Raw genomic sequence first — 15,257 nt, 5'->3', positions numbered from 1 at the left:
CCCGCGCCCTTCAGGCAGACGCCGGCTCGAACGCGCCGGGACGCCGGGTCAGCAGCACCAGCCCTGCAGCCCCTGCAGCCATCAGGAACAGCAAGGCATGCCCACTGACCCACTGGCTCCCTGCCCCCGCCAGCAAAGGCCCGAGCAAACAACCGATACCCCAGAGTTGCGCCACGTGGGCGTTGGCACGCACCAATGCGTCATCGCGATAACGCTCGCCGATCAAGATCAGCGACAGGGTGAACAAGCCCCCCGCGCTCGCACCGAACAGTACCCACAGCGGCCACACCGCCGGGGTGTGCAGCAGCAGCGGAATCGCCAGACTCGAACCCAGCAGACTCACAGCACAGCCACTGAACAAGGCTTGCCGGGACATGCGATCGGCAAGGGCGCCGATCGGCAGTTGCAGTACGGCATCGCCGACCACGACGGTACTGACCATGAACAACGCCACTTCGGCGGTGAAGCCCTGCTGCAATACATACACCGGCAAGAGCGTCAGGATCATCGCCTCGAATGCCGCGAACAACGCAATGGCCCAGGCGATTACCGGCAAGCGCCGGCAGAAGGCGAACAGGTCGCGGAAGGTCACGCTGCACGCCTCGGTCGACGGTGCACCACCGCGGCCAAGCAACAGCAAGGGCGCGACCAGCAGCAGACCGGTGGCGGCCCAGAAACCGAAATCATCCTCCGAGCCGAGAAAGCCCAGCACCAGCGGCCCGGCCAGCTGGCTCAGGGCATAGCTGCTGCCATACAGCGCCACCAGCCGCCCCCGCCACTGCTCGACCACCAACTGGTTGATCCAGCTTTCGCCGAGGATGAACACCACCGTCAGCGACATGCCGATCAGCAGGCGCAGCCCCAGCCACAGCGCATAGCTGGGCAGCACCGCCACCAGTGCGATCGACAACGCCCCGCCCCACAGGCACAGGCGCATCGCCGAAGGCACGCCGACCCAGCCGGCCAGGCGACTGGCCAGGCTGGCGCCGAGCAGTACGCCGATTGCCGGCATCGCCGCCATCACACCAATGGCGAACCCACCGTAGCCCCAGCCTTCCAGGCGCAGGGACACCAGCGGCATGCTCACACCGAGCGCAAGCCCGACACTGAGCACCGACGCCAGCACGGCAAAGTAGGTTCCCCAACGCATTGCAGCCTCCCAGGCATATTTGTTCAGCCCCATTCGCGGGCAAGCCCGCTCCCACAGGTACGCCGCCGCTCTCAAGGACGGCGCTGGGCCTGTAGGAGCGGGCTTGCCCGCGAAGAAGACTACCGGATTACAGCTTGATCCAGGTCGCCTTCAGCTCGGTGTACTTCTCCAGTGCATGCAGCGACTTGTCACGGCCGTTGCCCGACTGCTTGAAGCCGCCGAACGGTGCGGTCATGTCGCCGCCATCGTACTGGTTGACCCATACACTGCCGGCACGCACGGCGCGGGCAGTCTTGTGCGCCTTGGAGATATCGGCGGTCCAGATGCCGGCTGCCAGGCCATACGGGGTGTCGTTGGCGATGGCGATGGCTTCTTCGGCGGTGTCGAAGGCGATCACCGACAGCACCGGGCCGAAAATTTCTTCCTGGGCGATCTTCATGGCGTTGGTCACGCCGTCGAAGATAGTCGGCTCGACGTAGGTGCCGCCGGTCTCTTCGAGGATGCGCTTGCCGCCCGCGAGCAGCTTGGCGCCGTCCTGATGACCGGCGTCGATGTACGACAGCACGGTATTCATCTGCTGGGTATCGACCAGCGCACCGACGGTGGTAGCCGGATCCAGTGGGTTGCCGGGCTTCCAGGCCTTGAGGGCCTCGACCACCAGCGGCAGGAACTTGTCCTTGATCGAGCGCTCGACCAGCAGACGCGAGCCAGCGGTGCAGACCTCGCCCTGGTTGAAGGCGATGGCACTGGCAGCGGCTTCGGCAGCGGCCTGCAGGTCGGGGGCGTCGGCGAAGACGATGTTCGGGCTCTTGCCACCGGCTTCCAGCCAGATACGCTTCATGTTCGATTCGCCGGCGTAAACCATCAGTTGCTTGGCGATCTTGGTCGAACCAGTGAACACCAGGGTATCGACATCCATGTGCAGGGCCAGGGCCTTGCCGACGGTGTGGCCGTAGCCAGGCAGCACGTTCAGCACGCCTGCCGGGATGCCGGCCTCGATGGCCAGTTGAGCGATGCGGATGGCGGTCAGCGGGGACTTCTCGGAAGGCTTGAGCACCACCGAGTTGCCGGTGGCCAGCGCCGGGCCGAGTTTCCAGCAGGCCATCAGCAGCGGGAAGTTCCAAGGGACGATGGCGCCCACGACGCCTACCGGCTCGCGGGTGACCAGGCCGAGCTGGTCATGCGGGGTCGGTGCGACCTCGTCGTAGACCTTGTCGATGGCTTCGGCGGTCCAGTGGATGGCCTGGGCAGCGCCCGGGATGTCGATGGTGGAGGAGTCGCCGATCGGCTTGCCCATGTCCAGGGTTTCCAGCAGCGCCAGTTCCTCGACATGCTTGCGCAGCAGGTCGGCGAAGCGGATCAGCTTGGCCTTGCGCTTGGCGGGAGCCAGTTGCGACCAGACGCCGGAGTCGAAGGTGGCGCGGGCGTTTTCCACGGCGCGGTTGGCGTCAGCCAGGTCGCAACTGGCAACCTTGGCCAGGAAGCGTCCGTCGACCGGGCTCAGGCACTCGAAAGTTTCGCCGGAGGCGGCGTCGGTGTATTCGCCGTTGATGAAGGCACGGCCTTCGATCTTCAGTTGCTGGGCACGCTGTTCCCAATCCGCACGAGTCAGGGTGGTCATACGAAACTCCTCCTCTTGTTAAGGTGCAGCCCCGTATTGAGGACTCACGGGCACTGTCAGAAATTCTGGCCGGGCGACAAGCGCACACGGGCATCCGACACCCTAAACCAGGCCGGTTAAACTATCAATATATTTGACACGAATGGCTTAAAAGCCTACTGATGTGCATTTTATTAAACAACAACAGGGTATTCAGCATGAGCATCGACAGCATCATCGACTTCGCCCAGGTCCTCACCGAAGCCGAGCGCTACCGCCCGGCGGCCGAGAAGATCCTCAAGGGCGAGCCGGACCAGGCGGTTTACAACCACTATTCGAGCCCCTGCGGGCAGTTTGCCGCAGGCGTCTGGGAGGGTGAGGTCGGCCAGTGGACGGTGAACTACACCGAGCACGAGTATTGCGAGATCGTCCAGGGCGTATCGGTGCTGCGCGACCAGGACGGCGGCGCCAAGACCCTGCGGGCCGGTGACCGTTTCGTCATCCCGGCCGGCTTCAAGGGCACCTGGGAGGTGCTGGAGCCGTGCCGCAAGATCTATGTGATGTTCGAGCAGAAGTGACAGGGCTTGCGAGGATTAAGTACCGCATCCGTCGAACGAGGATTGCAACGATGGCAGCGTCCACTTCCGGACAGTCGACAAGGAACAGCATATGACTACCGACATCCTCGCCCCTGCACGCCACGTCATCGGTTCGCGCTACGTTGAAAGCGTGAACGCCTATGTTCTCGAGCTGACGGGCCTGGCAACCGTCCGGGTTGTTACCGGTGCAGACCTGCGGGACTTCAAGCACGACCAGGTCAGGATCGATGTAGACGAAGAAGGCTTCATAACCGGCCTGCGCAACTGCTGAAACCTGCGGCGCGCGCACTAGCCTGAACAGACAGCAATAAAAAAACCCGCTTCCTTTCGGTTGCGGGTTTTTTTGGTTGCCGGATCAATTACTTGATCTTGGCTTCCTTGTACACCACGTGCTTGCGAACGACCGGATCGTACTTCTTGATCTCGATCTTGTCCGGAGTGGTGCGCTTGTTCTTGTCGGTGGTGTAGAAGTGGCCGGTACCGGCACTCGAAACCAGACGGATCAATTCACGCATGATGTTCTCCCTTAAACCTTGGCGCCAGCTTTACGGATGTCGACCAGAACGGCATCGATGCCGCGCTTGTCGATGATACGCATGCCTTTGGCGGAAACGCGCAGACGCACGAAACGATTCTCGGATTCAACCCAGAAACGGTGGTGCTGCAGGTTCGGCAGGAAACGACGACGGGTTTTGTTGTTTGCGTGGGAAATGTTGTTCCCGGTTACCGGACCCTTACCGGTAACTTGACAGACTCTCGACATGCCTCAGCCCTCTAAAACCACATGCCCAACCCGGCATGGGTTGGCCGCTTAATCTCTCAGTCTATGGCGCCAAGGCGCCGTGTTTCCGGGGGTCTTATCGAACCGGCTCAAATGAGCGACAGACCGAGCCCCTAGAAAAGAGCGCTGCTTTATACCAGAAAGGGTCGGCCACAACAACAGAAGATGCACATTCCGATCGGGCCGATCGCGCCCGGCCAGCATAGCGACAAGCCCCGCGCGCTGTCGACCGCTCGTCGCCGCACGGCATAAAAATCAGGTGGCCATTTCCCGACTGGCACACTAGGGTAGGACGTTTCCTATTCCAGACTGCACTGGCAGATGGGCCCCTGACCAGCCGAGGATCCACCATGCGCGTCGCCGCCCTTTCCGTTCTATTCACTTCCCTGCTCGCCGCAGGTCTTGCCCAGGCAGCGCCGCTGTCGGTGTGCACCGAGGCCAGCCCGGAAGGTTTCGACGTGGTTCAGTACAACTCGCTGACCACCACCAACGCCTCGGCCGACGTGCTGTTGAACCGCCTGGTCGAGTTCGACGCCGCCCAGGGCAAGGTGGTGCCGAGCCTTGCCCAAAGCTGGACGGTCTCCAAAGACGGCCTGGTCTATGACTTCACGCTGCGCAATGGCGTCAAGTTCCACAGCACCGACTACTTCAAGCCGACCCGCGAGCTGAATGCCGACGACGTGCTGTTCAGCTTCCAGCGCATGCTCTACCCCGCCCATGCCTGGCACAAGACCGCACCTGGTGGTTATCCGCACGCCCAGTCGCTGCAGCTGGGCAGCCTGATCAAGTCGATCGAGGCGCCCGACCCGCAGAGCGTGCGCTTTACCCTCACCCACCCGGACGCGACCTTCCTGGCCACCCTGAGCATGGGTTTCGCCTCGATCTACTCGGCCGAGTACGCCGACAAGCTGATGAAGGACGGCACGCCCGAAAAACTCAACAGCCAGCCCATCGGCACCGGCCCGTTCGTGTTCCAGCGCTTCCAGAAGGACGCCCTGGTGCGCTACCGCGCCAACCCTGACTACTTCGACGGCAAGCCTGCGGTCGACCCGCTGGTGTTCGCCATCACCACCGACCCGAACGTGCGCCTGCAGAAGCTCAAGCGCAACGAATGCCAGGTGGCCCTGTCGCCCAAGCCGCTGGACATCGCCGAAGCCGCCAAGAACGACAAACTCAAGGTCGCCTCCACCCCGGCCTTCATGACCGCCTTCGTCGCCATCAACAGCGAGCACCCGCCGCTGGACAAACCCGAAGTGCGTCAGGCGATCAACCTCGCCTTCGACAAACCGGCCTACCTCAAGGCCGTGTTCGAAAGCACCGCCACCGCCGCCAACGGCCCCTACCCGCCCACCACCTGGAGTTACGCCAAGGACCTGCCCGGCTACACGCTGGACCTGAAGAAAGCCAAGGCATTGCTGACCAAGGCCGGCCTTGCCGACGGCTTCAGCACCACGATCTGGACCCGTCCGTCGGGCAGCCTGCTCAACCCCAACCCGAGCCTCGGTGCCCAGATGCTCCAGGCCGACCTGGCGAAAGTCGGCATCAAGGCCGAGATCCGCGTGATCGAATGGGGCGAGTTGATCCGCCGCGCCAAGGCCGGCGAGCACGACCTGCTGTTCATGGGCTGGGCGGGTGACAACGGCGACCCGGACAACTTCCTCAGCCCGCAATTCTCGTGCGCGGCGATCAAGTCGGGGACCAACTTCGCGCGGTTCTGCGACAGCCGTCTCGACCAGTTGATCAATGCCGGGCGTACCACCAACGACCAGAGCGTGCGCAGCAGGCTGTACCAGCAGGCACAGACGCTGATCCAGCAGCAGGCGCTGTGGCTGCCGCTGGCCCATCCGAAAGCCTCGACCTTGCTCAGCAATCGCGTGAAGGGGTATCAGGTGAGCCCGTTCGGGCGGGTGGACTTCAGCAAGGTATCGGTGGAGCGCTGACTGACGTCCGGTGTCGGCCTTTTCGCGGGCAAGCCCGCTCCTACAGGGGTTGGGCTGGCCTTTGGATTTTGAGCAAGACAGTTGCTCCTATGCTCCGATCCATCCCTGCTCGACCATCGACAACGGCTCGCCATCGCCGACGATCACATGATCGAGCACGCGCACATCGATCAGCGCCAGTGCTTGCTTCAAGGTGCGGGTCAAATGCACGTCATCCTGGCTGGGCTCGCTGTTGCCTGACGGGTGGTTGTGGCAGATGATCAACGCCGCCGCGTTGTGCAGCAGCGACCGGCGCACCACCTCACGCGGATAGATACTTGCCCGGTCGATCGTGCCGCGAAACAGGATCTCGAACGCCACGGGACGGTGCCGGGTATCCAGGAACAGGCAGCCGAACACCTCGCAGCGTTCATGACGCAGCATCGACTTCAGGTAGCGCCGCACCGCAGCAGGGCTTTCCAGCGCCGGCGCGCGCTCGATGGTTTCGTCCAGGTAGCGTCGTCCGATCTCCAGCAGTGCCTGCAATTGCGCATACTTCACCGGGCCGATGCCCGGCTCGCTCAGCAACGCAGCGCGGTCGGCCTCGAGAAACGCCCGTAACCCGCCAAAGCGCTTGAGCAGGCTGCGCGCCAGGTCGACCACGTTGCGCCCGGCTACACCCGAGCCCAACAGCACCGCCAGCAACTCTCCGTCCGACAGCACCTGCGCCCCACGCGCCAGCAACTTCTCCCTCGGCCGCTCGTCCAGCGGCCATTCCCTGATGTTCATACCCCTCCTTGCGTTGTACTGCGGCGCCTTCAAGCCCTGTGTTAATCTATTTCGCCTCGTTAAATGCGACGTTCTGCCGCAGGCAATTTCAAACGTCGCCGCCCGCTTTCACTGGAAAAAGGCAAGCCTATGCAGCGGCTGTATCGCAAGCGCATCGTTCTCGGCGTGGGTGGCGGCATTGCCGCCTACAAGAGCGCCGAGCTGATTCGCCGACTCCTGGAACACGGCGCGCAGGTGCGTGTCGTCATGACCCGCGGGGGCGCCGAGTTCATCACTCCGCTGACCCTGCAGGCGCTCTCCGGCCACCCGGTGCACATGGACCTGCTCGACCCCGCCGCCGAGGCTGCGATGGGTCATATCGAACTGGCCAAGTGGGCCGACCTGGTGCTGATCGCCCCGGCCACCGCCGACCTCATGGCGCGCATGGCCCAGGGCATGGCCGATGACCTGCTGACCACGCTGGTACTGGCCACCGACGCCACCGTCGCCGTCGCCCCGGCCATGAACCAGGCCATGTGGCGCGACCCGGCCACCCAGGACAACCTAGAGCTGCTCAAGCGCCGTGGCATCCAGGTGTTCGGCCCCGCCTCCGGCAGCCAGGCCTGCGGCGACGTCGGCCTGGGCCGCATGCTCGAAGCCACCGACCTTGCCTGGTGCGCCGCCGAGAGCTTCAAGCGCCAGGCCCTGACCGGCAAGCACGTGCTGATCACCGCCGGCCCCACCCAGGAGAACATCGATCCGGTGCGCTACATCACCAATCATAGTTCCGGGAAGATGGGCTTTGCCCTGGCCGAAGCGGCCGCCGAGGCCGGGGCCCGGGTGACCCTCGTCACTGGCCCTGTGCACCTGGCAACGCCTGACCGGGTCAACCGCATCGACGTGGTGAGCGCGCGGGACATGCTCGCGGCCTGTGAAGCAGCCATGCCATGCGACCTGTTCATCGCCTCGGCAGCAGTCGCGGACTACCGCCCCGAGGTGGTCGCCCCGCAAAAGCTCAAGAAAGACCCTACGACTGGCGACGGCATGCTGCTGCAGATGGTGCGCAATCCGGATATCCTTGCCACCCTCGCTGGCCGCGCCGACCGCCCCTTCAGCGTCGGTTTCGCTGCCGAGACCGAGCACCTGCTCGATTACGCCACGCGCAAGCTCAAGGACAAGAACCTCGACCTGATCGTCGCCAATGATGTGGCCAACCCCAGCATCGGCTTCAACAGCGAGGAAAACGCCCTGACCGTGATCGACCGCCAGCAGCACCAGACCCTCTTCGCGCAGACCAGCAAGGGCAAGATCGCCCGGCAACTGGTCGCCTTCATCGCCGAACGGCTCAATCAGGTTCAATAAGTTCCATGCACGCTCTTCAAGCCAAGATCCTCGACCCACGCCTGGGTACCGAATTCCCCCTGCCGCAATACGCCACCCCCGGCTCCGCCGGCCTGGACCTGCGCGCCCTGCTCAAGGAGGACACCGTCCTCGAGCCGGGCCAGACCCTGCTGATCCCCACTGGCCTGTCGATCTACATCGGCGATCCGGGGCTGGCGGCGATGATCCTGCCGCGCTCGGGCCTTGGCCATAAGCACGGTGTGGTGCTGGGCAACCTGGTCGGCCTGATCGACTCGGACTACCAGGGCGAGCTGATGGTCTCGTGCTGGAACCGCGGCAACACCCCGTTCACCATCAGCATCGGCGAGCGCATCGCCCAGCTGATCCTGGTACCGGTGGTGCAGGCGCATTTCGACATCGTCGAAGCCTTCGACGAAACCCAGCGTGGCAGCGGTGGTTTCGGCCACTCCGGCACCCGCTGAGCCGACCGTCGGGGCCATGGACGGCGAACTCTCGGGGCTATCTACCGTCCAAGCGTTCAGTTTGCGCTTACCCAGAAGCCTTTGACCCTTGGAGTCCCCAGAGATGAACGACATGGCCCAACTGGTACCCGCATTGCCGGACAGCATCTTCCGTGCCTATGACATCCGCGGCATCGTCGGCAAGACACTGCACGCCGAAACCGCCTACTGGATCGGCCGCGCCATCGGTGCCCAGACCCGAGCCCAGGGCGAGCCGAAAATCTCCGTGGGCCGTGACGGCCGCCTGTCCGGCCCGATGCTGGTCGAGCAACTGATCCAGGGCCTGGTCGATGCCGGTTGCCAGGTCAGCGACGTCGGCCTGGTGCCCACCCCCGCGCTGTACTACGCCGCCAACGTGCTGGCCGGTACTTCAGGCGTGATGCTCACCGGCAGCCACAACCCGTCGGACTACAACGGCTTCAAGATCGTCATCGCTGGCGATACGCTGGCCAATGAACAGATCCAGGCCCTGCTGACCCGCCTCAAGACCAACGACGTACCGCGCGGCGAAGGCCGTGTGGAAAAGGTCGAGATCCTCGAGCGCTACTTCCAGCAGATCGTCGGTGACGTGAAACTGGCCAAGCGCCTGAAGGTGGTGGTCGACTGCGGCAACGGCGCCGCTGGCGTGATCGCCCCGCAACTGATCGAAGCGCTGAACTGCGAGGTGATCCCGCTGTTCTGCGAGGTCGACGGCAACTTCCCCAACCACCACCCGGACCCGGGCAAGCCCGAGAACCTCGAAGACCTGATCGCCAAGGTCAGGGAAACCGGCGCCGACCTCGGCCTGGCCTTCGACGGCGACGGTGACCGCGTTGGCGTGGTGACCAACACCGGCAGCATCGTCTACCCCGACCGCCTGCTGATGCTCTTCGCCCAGGACGTGCTGTCGCGCAACCCCGGCGCCGAGATCATCTTCGACGTCAAATGCACCCGTCGCCTGACGCCGCTGATCGAACAGCACGGCGGCCGCGCCCTGATGTGGAAGACCGGTCATTCGTTGATCAAGAAGAAGATGAAACTGACCGGCTCGCTGCTGGCCGGCGAGATGAGCGGACACATCTTCATCAAGGAACGCTGGTACGGTTTCGACGATGGCATTTACAGTGCCGCGCGCCTGCTGGAAATCCTCAGCAAGGCCGACCAGGATGCCGAAAACCTGTTCGCCGCGTTCCCGAACGATATTTCCACGCCGGAAATCAACATCGATGTGACCGACGAGAGTAAATTCAGCATCATTGATGCACTGCAACGCGACGCCGACTGGGGCGAAGCCAACCTGACCACCATCGATGGTGTGCGGGTCGACTACCCACACGGCTGGGGCCTGGTCCGCGCCTCCAACACCACACCGGTGCTGGTGCTGCGCTTCGAGGCCGACAGCGAGGCAGAACTCGACCGTATCAAGGCTGTATTCCGCACGCAGTTGCTGCGGGCCGAACCTGGCCTGCAACTGCCGTTCTGACCGACTATCTGTTCCTCACTGGAGCCCTGCATGACCCTCGATCGCGATGCCGCTTCCCATGTAGCCGAAGTTTTGTCCGAAGCGCTGCCCTACATCCGCCGCTTTGTCGGCAAGACCCTGGTGATCAAGTACGGCGGCAACGCGATGGAGAGCGAAGAGCTCAAGACCGGCTTTGCCCGTGACATCGTGCTGATGAAGGCGGTGGGCATCAACCCGGTCGTCGTGCACGGCGGCGGCCCGCAGATCGGTGACCTGCTCAAGCGCCTGTCGATCGAGAGCCACTTCATCGACGGCATGCGCGTCACCGATTCGGCGACCATGGACGTGGTGGAGATGGTCCTGGGCGGCCAGGTCAACAAGGATATCGTCAACCTGATCAACCGCCACGGCGGCAGCGCCATCGGCCTGACCGGCAAGGATGCGGAGCTGATCCGCGCCAAGAAGCTCACCGTCAGCCGCCAGACCCCCGAGATGACCACCCCGGAAATCATCGACATCGGCCATGTCGGCGAAGTCGTGGGCGTGAACACCGAGCTGCTGAACATGCTGGTCAAGGGCGACTTCATTCCGGTGATCGCGCCAATCGGCGTGGGCGCCAACGGTGAGTCGTACAACATCAACGCCGACCTGGTCGCCGGCAAAGTCGCCGAGGCCCTGAAAGCCGAGAAGCTGATGCTGCTGACCAACATCGCCGGCCTGATGGACAAGCAGGGCCAGGTCCTCACCGGCCTGACCACCGAGCAGGTCAACGAGCTGATCGCCGACGGCACCATCTACGGTGGCATGCTGCCGAAGATCAAGTGCGCACTGGAAGCCGTGCAGGGTGGCGTGAACAGCTCGCACATCATCGATGGCCGGGTGCCGAACGCGGTGCTGCTGGAGATCTTCACCGACAGCGGCGTGGGCACCCTGATCACCAACCGCAAGCGTCACTGATGCGTTGATCGCTGACCCGCTCCTGCAAAACCCCCGTAGGAGCGGCGGTTCGGCGCCCCGACTTGCCCGCGAAAAGCACGCCCCGACAAGCCTGCCCCTACAAGGATCACGCAGGCTTGCTCCAAGCCCAAAATGAAACATGGCGCAATGCCATTACTTTTCTCTGTCCCGCCCTCAACTTTCTCTCCAGGCTGCCGACACAACGTGGCAGAATGCACGCCCGCTGCAAATAGTTACTATTTACCTGGAGAACTCGCGTGAAATACGCATCACAAGGACTCGTGCTGGCAGCTGCCGTCGCGCTCGGGTCCATCGCCGGCTGCGCTACCGAAACTTCCACCGCCGTGGCCGTACAACAGGTCGAGAGCGTCAGCCGCCCGTACAGCGGCGTGCGTGCACCGATCGCCGTAGGCAAGTTCGACAACCGTTCGAGCTACATGCGCGGCATCTTCTCCGACGGCGTCGATCGCCTCGGCGGCCAGGCCAAGACCATCCTGATCACCCACCTGCAGCAGACTGGCCGTTTCAACGTGCTGGACCGCGACAACATGGGTGAGATCCAGCAGGAAGCGGCCATCAAGGGCCAGGTCCAACGCCTGAAGGGCGCTGACTTCGTCGTGACCGGCGATGTCACCGAATTCGGCCGCAAGGAAGTCGGCGACCACCAGCTGTTCGGCATTCTCGGCCGTGGCAAGACTCAGATCGCCTACGCCAAGGTCGCGCTGAACATCGTCAACATCAGCACTTCCGAAGTGGTCTACTCGAGCCAGGGCGCAGGCGAATACGCCCTGTCCAACCGTGAGGTCATCGGCTTCGGCGGTACCGCCAGCTACGACTCGACCCTCAATGGCAAGGTCCTCGACCTGGCCATGCGCGAAGCGGTGAACAAGCTGGTCGGCGCTGTCGAAAGCGGCCAGTGGAAGCCGCAAGCGCAGTAAGACCCTGCAGCAAGACGACAACGACAAGGAAGCACGTAGATGAGCATCACCCGCTCGGCCTGGCGCACTGGCGCCGGGCTCCTGCTGGCCAGCGCCCTGCTGGTCGGTTGCAACTCGCAGAAGCCGCTGTACCAGTGGGAAAGCTACCAGCCGCAAGTGCGCGAATACTTCAACGACCAGTCCAAGGAAGAACAGGTCATCGCCCTGGAGCGCGACCTGGAGAAGATCAAGGCCAAGAATGGCGCCGTCCCGCCTGGGTATCACGCGCAACTGGGCCTGCTCTACTCGAGCCTGGGCAAGGACGACCAGATGATCCAGCAGTTCCGCACCGAGAAGGCGCTGTTCCCTGAATCGGCGGCGTACATGGACTTCCTGATGAAGAACGCCACGCAAGGAGCGAAGCAGTGATCAAGCGCCTCACCCAATTGATCGTCGGCGCCTGCGTGCTGGCCCTTTTCGCCGGCTGTGCCGAACGCAAGACCACCGACTACGCGGCCTACAAGCAGAGCCGTCCGAAGTCGATCCTGATCGTGCCGCCGCTGAACAACTCGCCGGACGTCAAGGCCAGCTACAGCATGCTCGCGCAGGTCACCTACCCGCTGGCCGAAGCGGGCTACTACGTGATGCCGGTGGCGCTGGTCGCCGAGACCTTCCGCCAGAACGGCATGACCACCCCGGCTGACATCCACGAGCTGCCGACCGCCAAGCTGCACGAGATCTTCGGTGCCGACGCGGCGCTGTACGTGACCGTCAGTGACTACGGCACCCGCTACATGGTGCTGAGCAGCGCGACCATCGTGACCGCCAGCGCCAAGCTGGTCGACCTGAAGACCGGCACCACCCTGTGGACTGGCACCGCAACTGCATCCAGCGAGGAAGGCCGGCAGAACCAGGGCGGCCTGATCGGCATGCTGATCACAGCAGCAGTGAACCAGGTCATCAGCAGCGTGCAGGAAGACGCCGGTTATCCGATCGCCGGTATCACCAGCGCGCGCCTGCTGTCGCCGAACCCGAACGGCGGGATCCTGTACGGGCCGCGTTCGCCGAAGTACGGCACGGACTAAGCGGCGACTGCTTCGCGGGCAAGCCCGCTCCCACAGCGGCGGTAGACCTCTGTTGGAGCAACTGTCTTGCTCAAAAGCTAGAAGCCAGCCCAATCCCTGTGGGAGCGGGCTTGCCCGCGAAAAACCCGCCGCCGATCCAATGAAAAAGGCGACCCACATGGGTCGCCTTTTTCATTACCGATCCGAGATCAGATCCCGTACTGCGCGCGATACGCCTCGACCGCCGGCAGGTGTTGCTTGAGCTGGGGATCGTCGGCCAGGAACTCCAGTACCTGCGTCAGCGAAACGATGCTGACCACCGGAATGCCGAAATCACGCTCCACTTCCTGGATCGCCGAAAGCTCGCCATTGCCACGCTCTTCGCGGTTCAGTGCGATCAGCACGCCTGCGGCGTTGGCCTGCTGGCCCTTGATGATCTGCATCACTTCGCGGATGGCGGTACCGGCAGTGATCACGTCGTCGATGATCAGCACGTCACCGGCCAGCGGGGCGCCAACCAGGCTACCACCCTCGCCGTGATCCTTGGCTTCCTTGCGGTTGAAGCACCATGGCACATCGAGCTGATGCTGCTCGGCCAGGGACACCGCCGTGGCCGCTGCCAGCGGAATGCCCTTGTACGCCGGGCCGAACAGCACGTCGAAGGGGATCTTGCTGTCGACGATGGCGGCCGCATAGCAGCGCCCCAGCTGGGCCAGGGCCGATCCGCTGTTGAACAGGCCGGCGTTGAAGAAGTACGGGCTGGTACGCCCCGATTTCAGGGTGAATTCACCGAAGCGCAGAACGCCGCGATCGATGGCAAAACGAATGAAGTCGCGCTGATACGGCTGCATGAAAAGTCCCGGACACCACGGATTTAGCTAAATGAGTTGAGCTCGGGTATCATACACGCACGAGATTTTTGGGGCCATTTATGCGGATCATCAGTGTGAACGTGAATGGCATTCAGGCTGCGGCCGAGCGTGGACTGCTCAGCTGGCTGCAAGCCCAGAATGCCGACGTCATCTGCCTTCAGGATACCCGCGCCTCGGCCTTTGAACTCGACGACCCAGCTTTCCAGCTCGATGGCTATTTCCTTTATGCCTGCGAAGCGGAAGTGCCTGCCCAAGGTGGCGTGGCGCTCTACTCGCGCATGCAGCCCAAGGCAGTCATCACCGGCCTGGGCTTCGAGACGGCCGACCGTTACGGGCGCTACCTGCAAGCAGATTTCGACAAGGTAAGCATCGCCAGCCTGCTGCTGCCTTCGGGAATGAACGGCGACGAAGACTTGAACCAGAAGTTCAAGTTGATGGATGACTTCGCCAAGTACCTGGACAAGCAGCGTCGCAAGCGTCGCGAATACATCTATTGCGGCTCGTTCTACGTGGCGCAGCAGAAGCTCGACATCAAGAACTGGCGCGACAGCCAGCAGTCGCCGGGCTTCCTGCCGCCAGAGCGCGCCTGGATGGACGCGATCATCGGCGAAATGGGCTATGTCGACGCCCTGCGCGAAGTCAGCCGCGAAGGCGACCAGTACAGCTGGTGGCCGGACAACGAACAGGCCGAGATGCTCAACCTGGGCTATCGCTTCGACTACCAGATCCTCACCCAGGGTCTGCGCCGCTTCGTGCGCAGTGCGCGTCTGCCGCGTCAGCCGCGCTTCTCGCAGCACGCGCCACTGATCGTCGACTACGACTGGACGCTGACCATCTGAAGACCTGCGGGGCCTGTAACCAGGCCCCGCATTTCGTTACAGACTCTCCTCCACCTCGCCAGGCAGCTCATCATCCAGGTGCAGCCACGGCAGTCGGCTGCCGGTCCAGATGTGCCGATTGGCCCGCACCTGCTCTGGCCGGTCCAGCGTCGCCACCGTCACATCGATGCTCAGCGGACTGTGCGTCGTCTCCAGCGCCACATGCGCGCCACAGTCGCCGCAGAAGTAGCGCGTGCAACTGGCCGGGGCCATATAACGCTTCGGCTCCCCCGCCATCCACTGGAAGCCCTTGCGCGGCAGTGTGAGCCAGGTCACCACCAGCCCGCCGCTGACCCGTCGACAGATCGAGCAGTGGCAATGGGCGATATCCGTCAGGTCACCCTCCAGTCGATAGCGCAGGGCACCGCAATGGCACCCGCCTTCCAGTACGTCATTCATGAAACGACCTCCCGTCGCCTTCATCGAGGCGAAAGCTGGCTGAAAGCTTG

17 protein-coding genes and 1 pseudogene are annotated in these 15,257 nt (G+C 63.4%); 11 read left to right on the top strand and 7 right to left on the bottom strand.

All coding sequences use genetic code 11. The features are described from left to right. Window positions 1–10: 10 nt before the first annotated feature. Window positions 11–1,150, bottom strand: coding sequence for an MFS transporter (locus tag ACPZMI_RS11615; RefSeq protein ID WP_426352261.1), 1,140 nt, complete (start codon window positions 1,148–1,150; stop codon window positions 11–13). 127 nt (window positions 1,151–1,277) lie between these two features. Further along, the gene (locus ACPZMI_RS11610) at window positions 1,278–2,771 is read right to left on the bottom strand and encodes an aldehyde dehydrogenase (protein ID WP_054894116.1); all 1,494 of its coding nucleotides are present in this window, start codon (window positions 2,769–2,771) and stop codon (window positions 1,278–1,280) included. A 197-nt stretch (window positions 2,772–2,968) separates the two neighbouring features. Between ACPZMI_RS11610 and ACPZMI_RS11605 the strand changes: the two genes are divergently transcribed. Then, window positions 2,969–3,328 carry a cupin domain-containing protein gene (locus ACPZMI_RS11605; protein ID WP_003253509.1) on the top strand — a complete coding sequence of 120 codons (360 nt, stop codon included), beginning with the start codon at window positions 2,969–2,971 and terminating at the stop codon, window positions 3,326–3,328. 91 nt (window positions 3,329–3,419) lie between these two features. Then, window positions 3,420–3,620: a hypothetical protein gene (locus ACPZMI_RS11600; RefSeq protein ID WP_186669911.1), complete on the top strand. Its 201-nt coding sequence runs from the start codon at window positions 3,420–3,422 to the stop codon at window positions 3,618–3,620. A gap of 88 nt (window positions 3,621–3,708) precedes the next feature. Here the strand turns inward: ACPZMI_RS11600 and rpmG are convergent, their stop codons facing one another. Next, entirely contained in the window at window positions 3,709–3,864 is a 156-nt protein-coding gene (gene rpmG, locus ACPZMI_RS11595; RefSeq protein WP_003253507.1) for a 50S ribosomal protein L33, read from the bottom strand. Between the two features lie 11 nt (window positions 3,865–3,875). After that, window positions 3,876–4,112, bottom strand: a complete 237-nt coding sequence (rpmB, locus tag ACPZMI_RS11590; RefSeq protein ID WP_054894119.1) for a 50S ribosomal protein L28 — start codon at window positions 4,110–4,112, stop codon at window positions 3,876–3,878. 368 nt (window positions 4,113–4,480) lie between these two features. Here rpmB and ACPZMI_RS11585 point away from each other — a divergent pair, with 368 nt between their 5' ends. Continuing rightward, entirely contained in the window at window positions 4,481–6,070 is a 1,590-nt protein-coding gene (locus ACPZMI_RS11585; protein WP_426352260.1) for an ABC transporter substrate-binding protein, read from the top strand. A gap of 87 nt (window positions 6,071–6,157) precedes the next feature. On the opposite strand, the gene radC is transcribed toward ACPZMI_RS11585, so the two are convergent. Continuing rightward, a complete protein-coding gene (gene radC, locus ACPZMI_RS11580; RefSeq protein ID WP_426352259.1) occupies window positions 6,158–6,838 on the bottom strand; it encodes a RadC family protein in 681 nt (226 codons plus the stop codon). 129 nt (window positions 6,839–6,967) lie between these two features. On the opposite strand from radC, the gene coaBC reads away from it, so the two are divergent. The 7 genes and pseudogenes from coaBC (at window position 6,968) to ACPZMI_RS11545 (ending at window position 13,079) form a co-directional block, all read left to right on the top strand. After that, entirely contained in the window at window positions 6,968–8,179 is a 1,212-nt protein-coding gene (coaBC, locus tag ACPZMI_RS11575) for a bifunctional phosphopantothenoylcysteine decarboxylase/phosphopantothenate--cysteine ligase CoaBC (protein WP_186711310.1), read from the top strand. A 5-nt stretch (window positions 8,180–8,184) separates the two neighbouring features. Further along, window positions 8,185–8,640 carry a dUTP diphosphatase gene (dut, locus tag ACPZMI_RS11570; protein WP_063542034.1) on the top strand — a complete coding sequence of 152 codons (456 nt, stop codon included), beginning with the start codon at window positions 8,185–8,187 and terminating at the stop codon, window positions 8,638–8,640. 127 nt (window positions 8,641–8,767) lie between these two features. Then, window positions 8,768–10,141: pseudogene (locus ACPZMI_RS11565) on the top strand (phosphomannomutase/phosphoglucomutase); the annotation flags it as partial. Window positions 10,142–10,171: 30 nt separating this feature from the next. Further along, window positions 10,172–11,077 (top strand): acetylglutamate kinase, encoded by a 906-nt coding sequence (gene argB / locus ACPZMI_RS11560; protein ID WP_063542032.1) that lies wholly within the window; start codon window positions 10,172–10,174, stop codon window positions 11,075–11,077. 257 nt (window positions 11,078–11,334) lie between these two features. Then, window positions 11,335–12,015: a CsgG/HfaB family protein gene (locus ACPZMI_RS11555; protein WP_054926178.1), complete on the top strand. Its 681-nt coding sequence runs from the start codon at window positions 11,335–11,337 to the stop codon at window positions 12,013–12,015. Between the two features lie 39 nt (window positions 12,016–12,054). Then, the gene (locus tag ACPZMI_RS11550) at window positions 12,055–12,423 is read left to right on the top strand and encodes a DUF4810 domain-containing protein (protein ID WP_054893326.1); all 369 of its coding nucleotides are present in this window, start codon (window positions 12,055–12,057) and stop codon (window positions 12,421–12,423) included. A gap of 17 nt (window positions 12,424–12,440) precedes the next feature. After that, window positions 12,441–13,079 (top strand): DUF799 domain-containing protein, encoded by a 639-nt coding sequence (locus ACPZMI_RS11545; protein ID WP_189657705.1) that lies wholly within the window; start codon window positions 12,441–12,443, stop codon window positions 13,077–13,079. A 188-nt stretch (window positions 13,080–13,267) separates the two neighbouring features. Here ACPZMI_RS11545 and pyrE read toward each other — a convergent pair whose 3' ends face one another. Next, the gene (gene pyrE / locus ACPZMI_RS11540) at window positions 13,268–13,909 is read right to left on the bottom strand and encodes an orotate phosphoribosyltransferase (RefSeq protein ID WP_125931046.1); all 642 of its coding nucleotides are present in this window, start codon (window positions 13,907–13,909) and stop codon (window positions 13,268–13,270) included. An 80-nt stretch (window positions 13,910–13,989) separates the two neighbouring features. Here pyrE and ACPZMI_RS11535 point away from each other — a divergent pair, with 80 nt between their 5' ends. Further along, window positions 13,990–14,769, top strand: a complete 780-nt coding sequence (locus ACPZMI_RS11535; protein WP_054893329.1) for an exodeoxyribonuclease III — start codon at window positions 13,990–13,992, stop codon at window positions 14,767–14,769. A gap of 36 nt (window positions 14,770–14,805) precedes the next feature. Here the strand turns inward: ACPZMI_RS11535 and ACPZMI_RS11530 are convergent, their stop codons facing one another. Next, entirely contained in the window at window positions 14,806–15,207 is a 402-nt protein-coding gene (locus tag ACPZMI_RS11530; protein ID WP_426352258.1) for a GFA family protein, read from the bottom strand. Between the last annotated feature and the right edge of the window lie 50 nt (window positions 15,208–15,257).

The sequence above is a fragment of the Pseudomonas wayambapalatensis genome, from assembly GCF_049942315.1.
GTDB classification, from domain to species: Bacteria; Pseudomonadota; Gammaproteobacteria; order Pseudomonadales; family Pseudomonadaceae; genus Aquipseudomonas; species Aquipseudomonas wayambapalatensis.
This window is presented reverse-complemented; position numbering and strand designations above follow the sequence as displayed.

Coding starts and splice junctions, on each gene's coding strand:
- ACPZMI_RS11615 (WP_426352261.1), bottom strand. CDS start 1,150: ATGCGTTGGGGAACCTACTTTGCCGTGCTGGCGTCGGTGCTCAGTGTC.
- ACPZMI_RS11610 (WP_054894116.1), bottom strand. CDS start 2,771: ATGACCACCCTGACTCGTGCGGATTGGGAACAGCGTGCCCAGCAACTG.
- ACPZMI_RS11605 (WP_003253509.1), top strand. CDS start 2,969: ATGAGCATCGACAGCATCATCGACTTCGCCCAGGTCCTCACCGAAGCC.
- ACPZMI_RS11600 (WP_186669911.1), top strand. CDS start 3,420: ATGACTACCGACATCCTCGCCCCTGCACGCCACGTCATCGGTTCGCGC.
- rpmG (WP_003253507.1), bottom strand. CDS start 3,864: ATGCGTGAATTGATCCGTCTGGTTTCGAGTGCCGGTACCGGCCACTTC.
- rpmB (WP_054894119.1), bottom strand. CDS start 4,112: ATGTCGAGAGTCTGTCAAGTTACCGGTAAGGGTCCGGTAACCGGGAAC.
- ACPZMI_RS11585 (WP_426352260.1), top strand. CDS start 4,481: ATGCGCGTCGCCGCCCTTTCCGTTCTATTCACTTCCCTGCTCGCCGCA.
- radC (WP_426352259.1), bottom strand. CDS start 6,838: ATGAACATCAGGGAATGGCCGCTGGACGAGCGGCCGAGGGAGAAGTTG.
- coaBC (WP_186711310.1), top strand. CDS start 6,968: ATGCAGCGGCTGTATCGCAAGCGCATCGTTCTCGGCGTGGGTGGCGGC.
- dut (WP_063542034.1), top strand. CDS start 8,185: ATGCACGCTCTTCAAGCCAAGATCCTCGACCCACGCCTGGGTACCGAA.
- argB (WP_063542032.1), top strand. CDS start 10,172: ATGACCCTCGATCGCGATGCCGCTTCCCATGTAGCCGAAGTTTTGTCC.
- ACPZMI_RS11550 (WP_054893326.1), top strand. CDS start 12,055: ATGAGCATCACCCGCTCGGCCTGGCGCACTGGCGCCGGGCTCCTGCTG.
- pyrE (WP_125931046.1), bottom strand. CDS start 13,909: ATGCAGCCGTATCAGCGCGACTTCATTCGTTTTGCCATCGATCGCGGC.
- ACPZMI_RS11535 (WP_054893329.1), top strand. CDS start 13,990: ATGCGGATCATCAGTGTGAACGTGAATGGCATTCAGGCTGCGGCCGAG.
- ACPZMI_RS11530 (WP_426352258.1), bottom strand. CDS start 15,207: ATGAATGACGTACTGGAAGGCGGGTGCCATTGCGGTGCCCTGCGCTAT.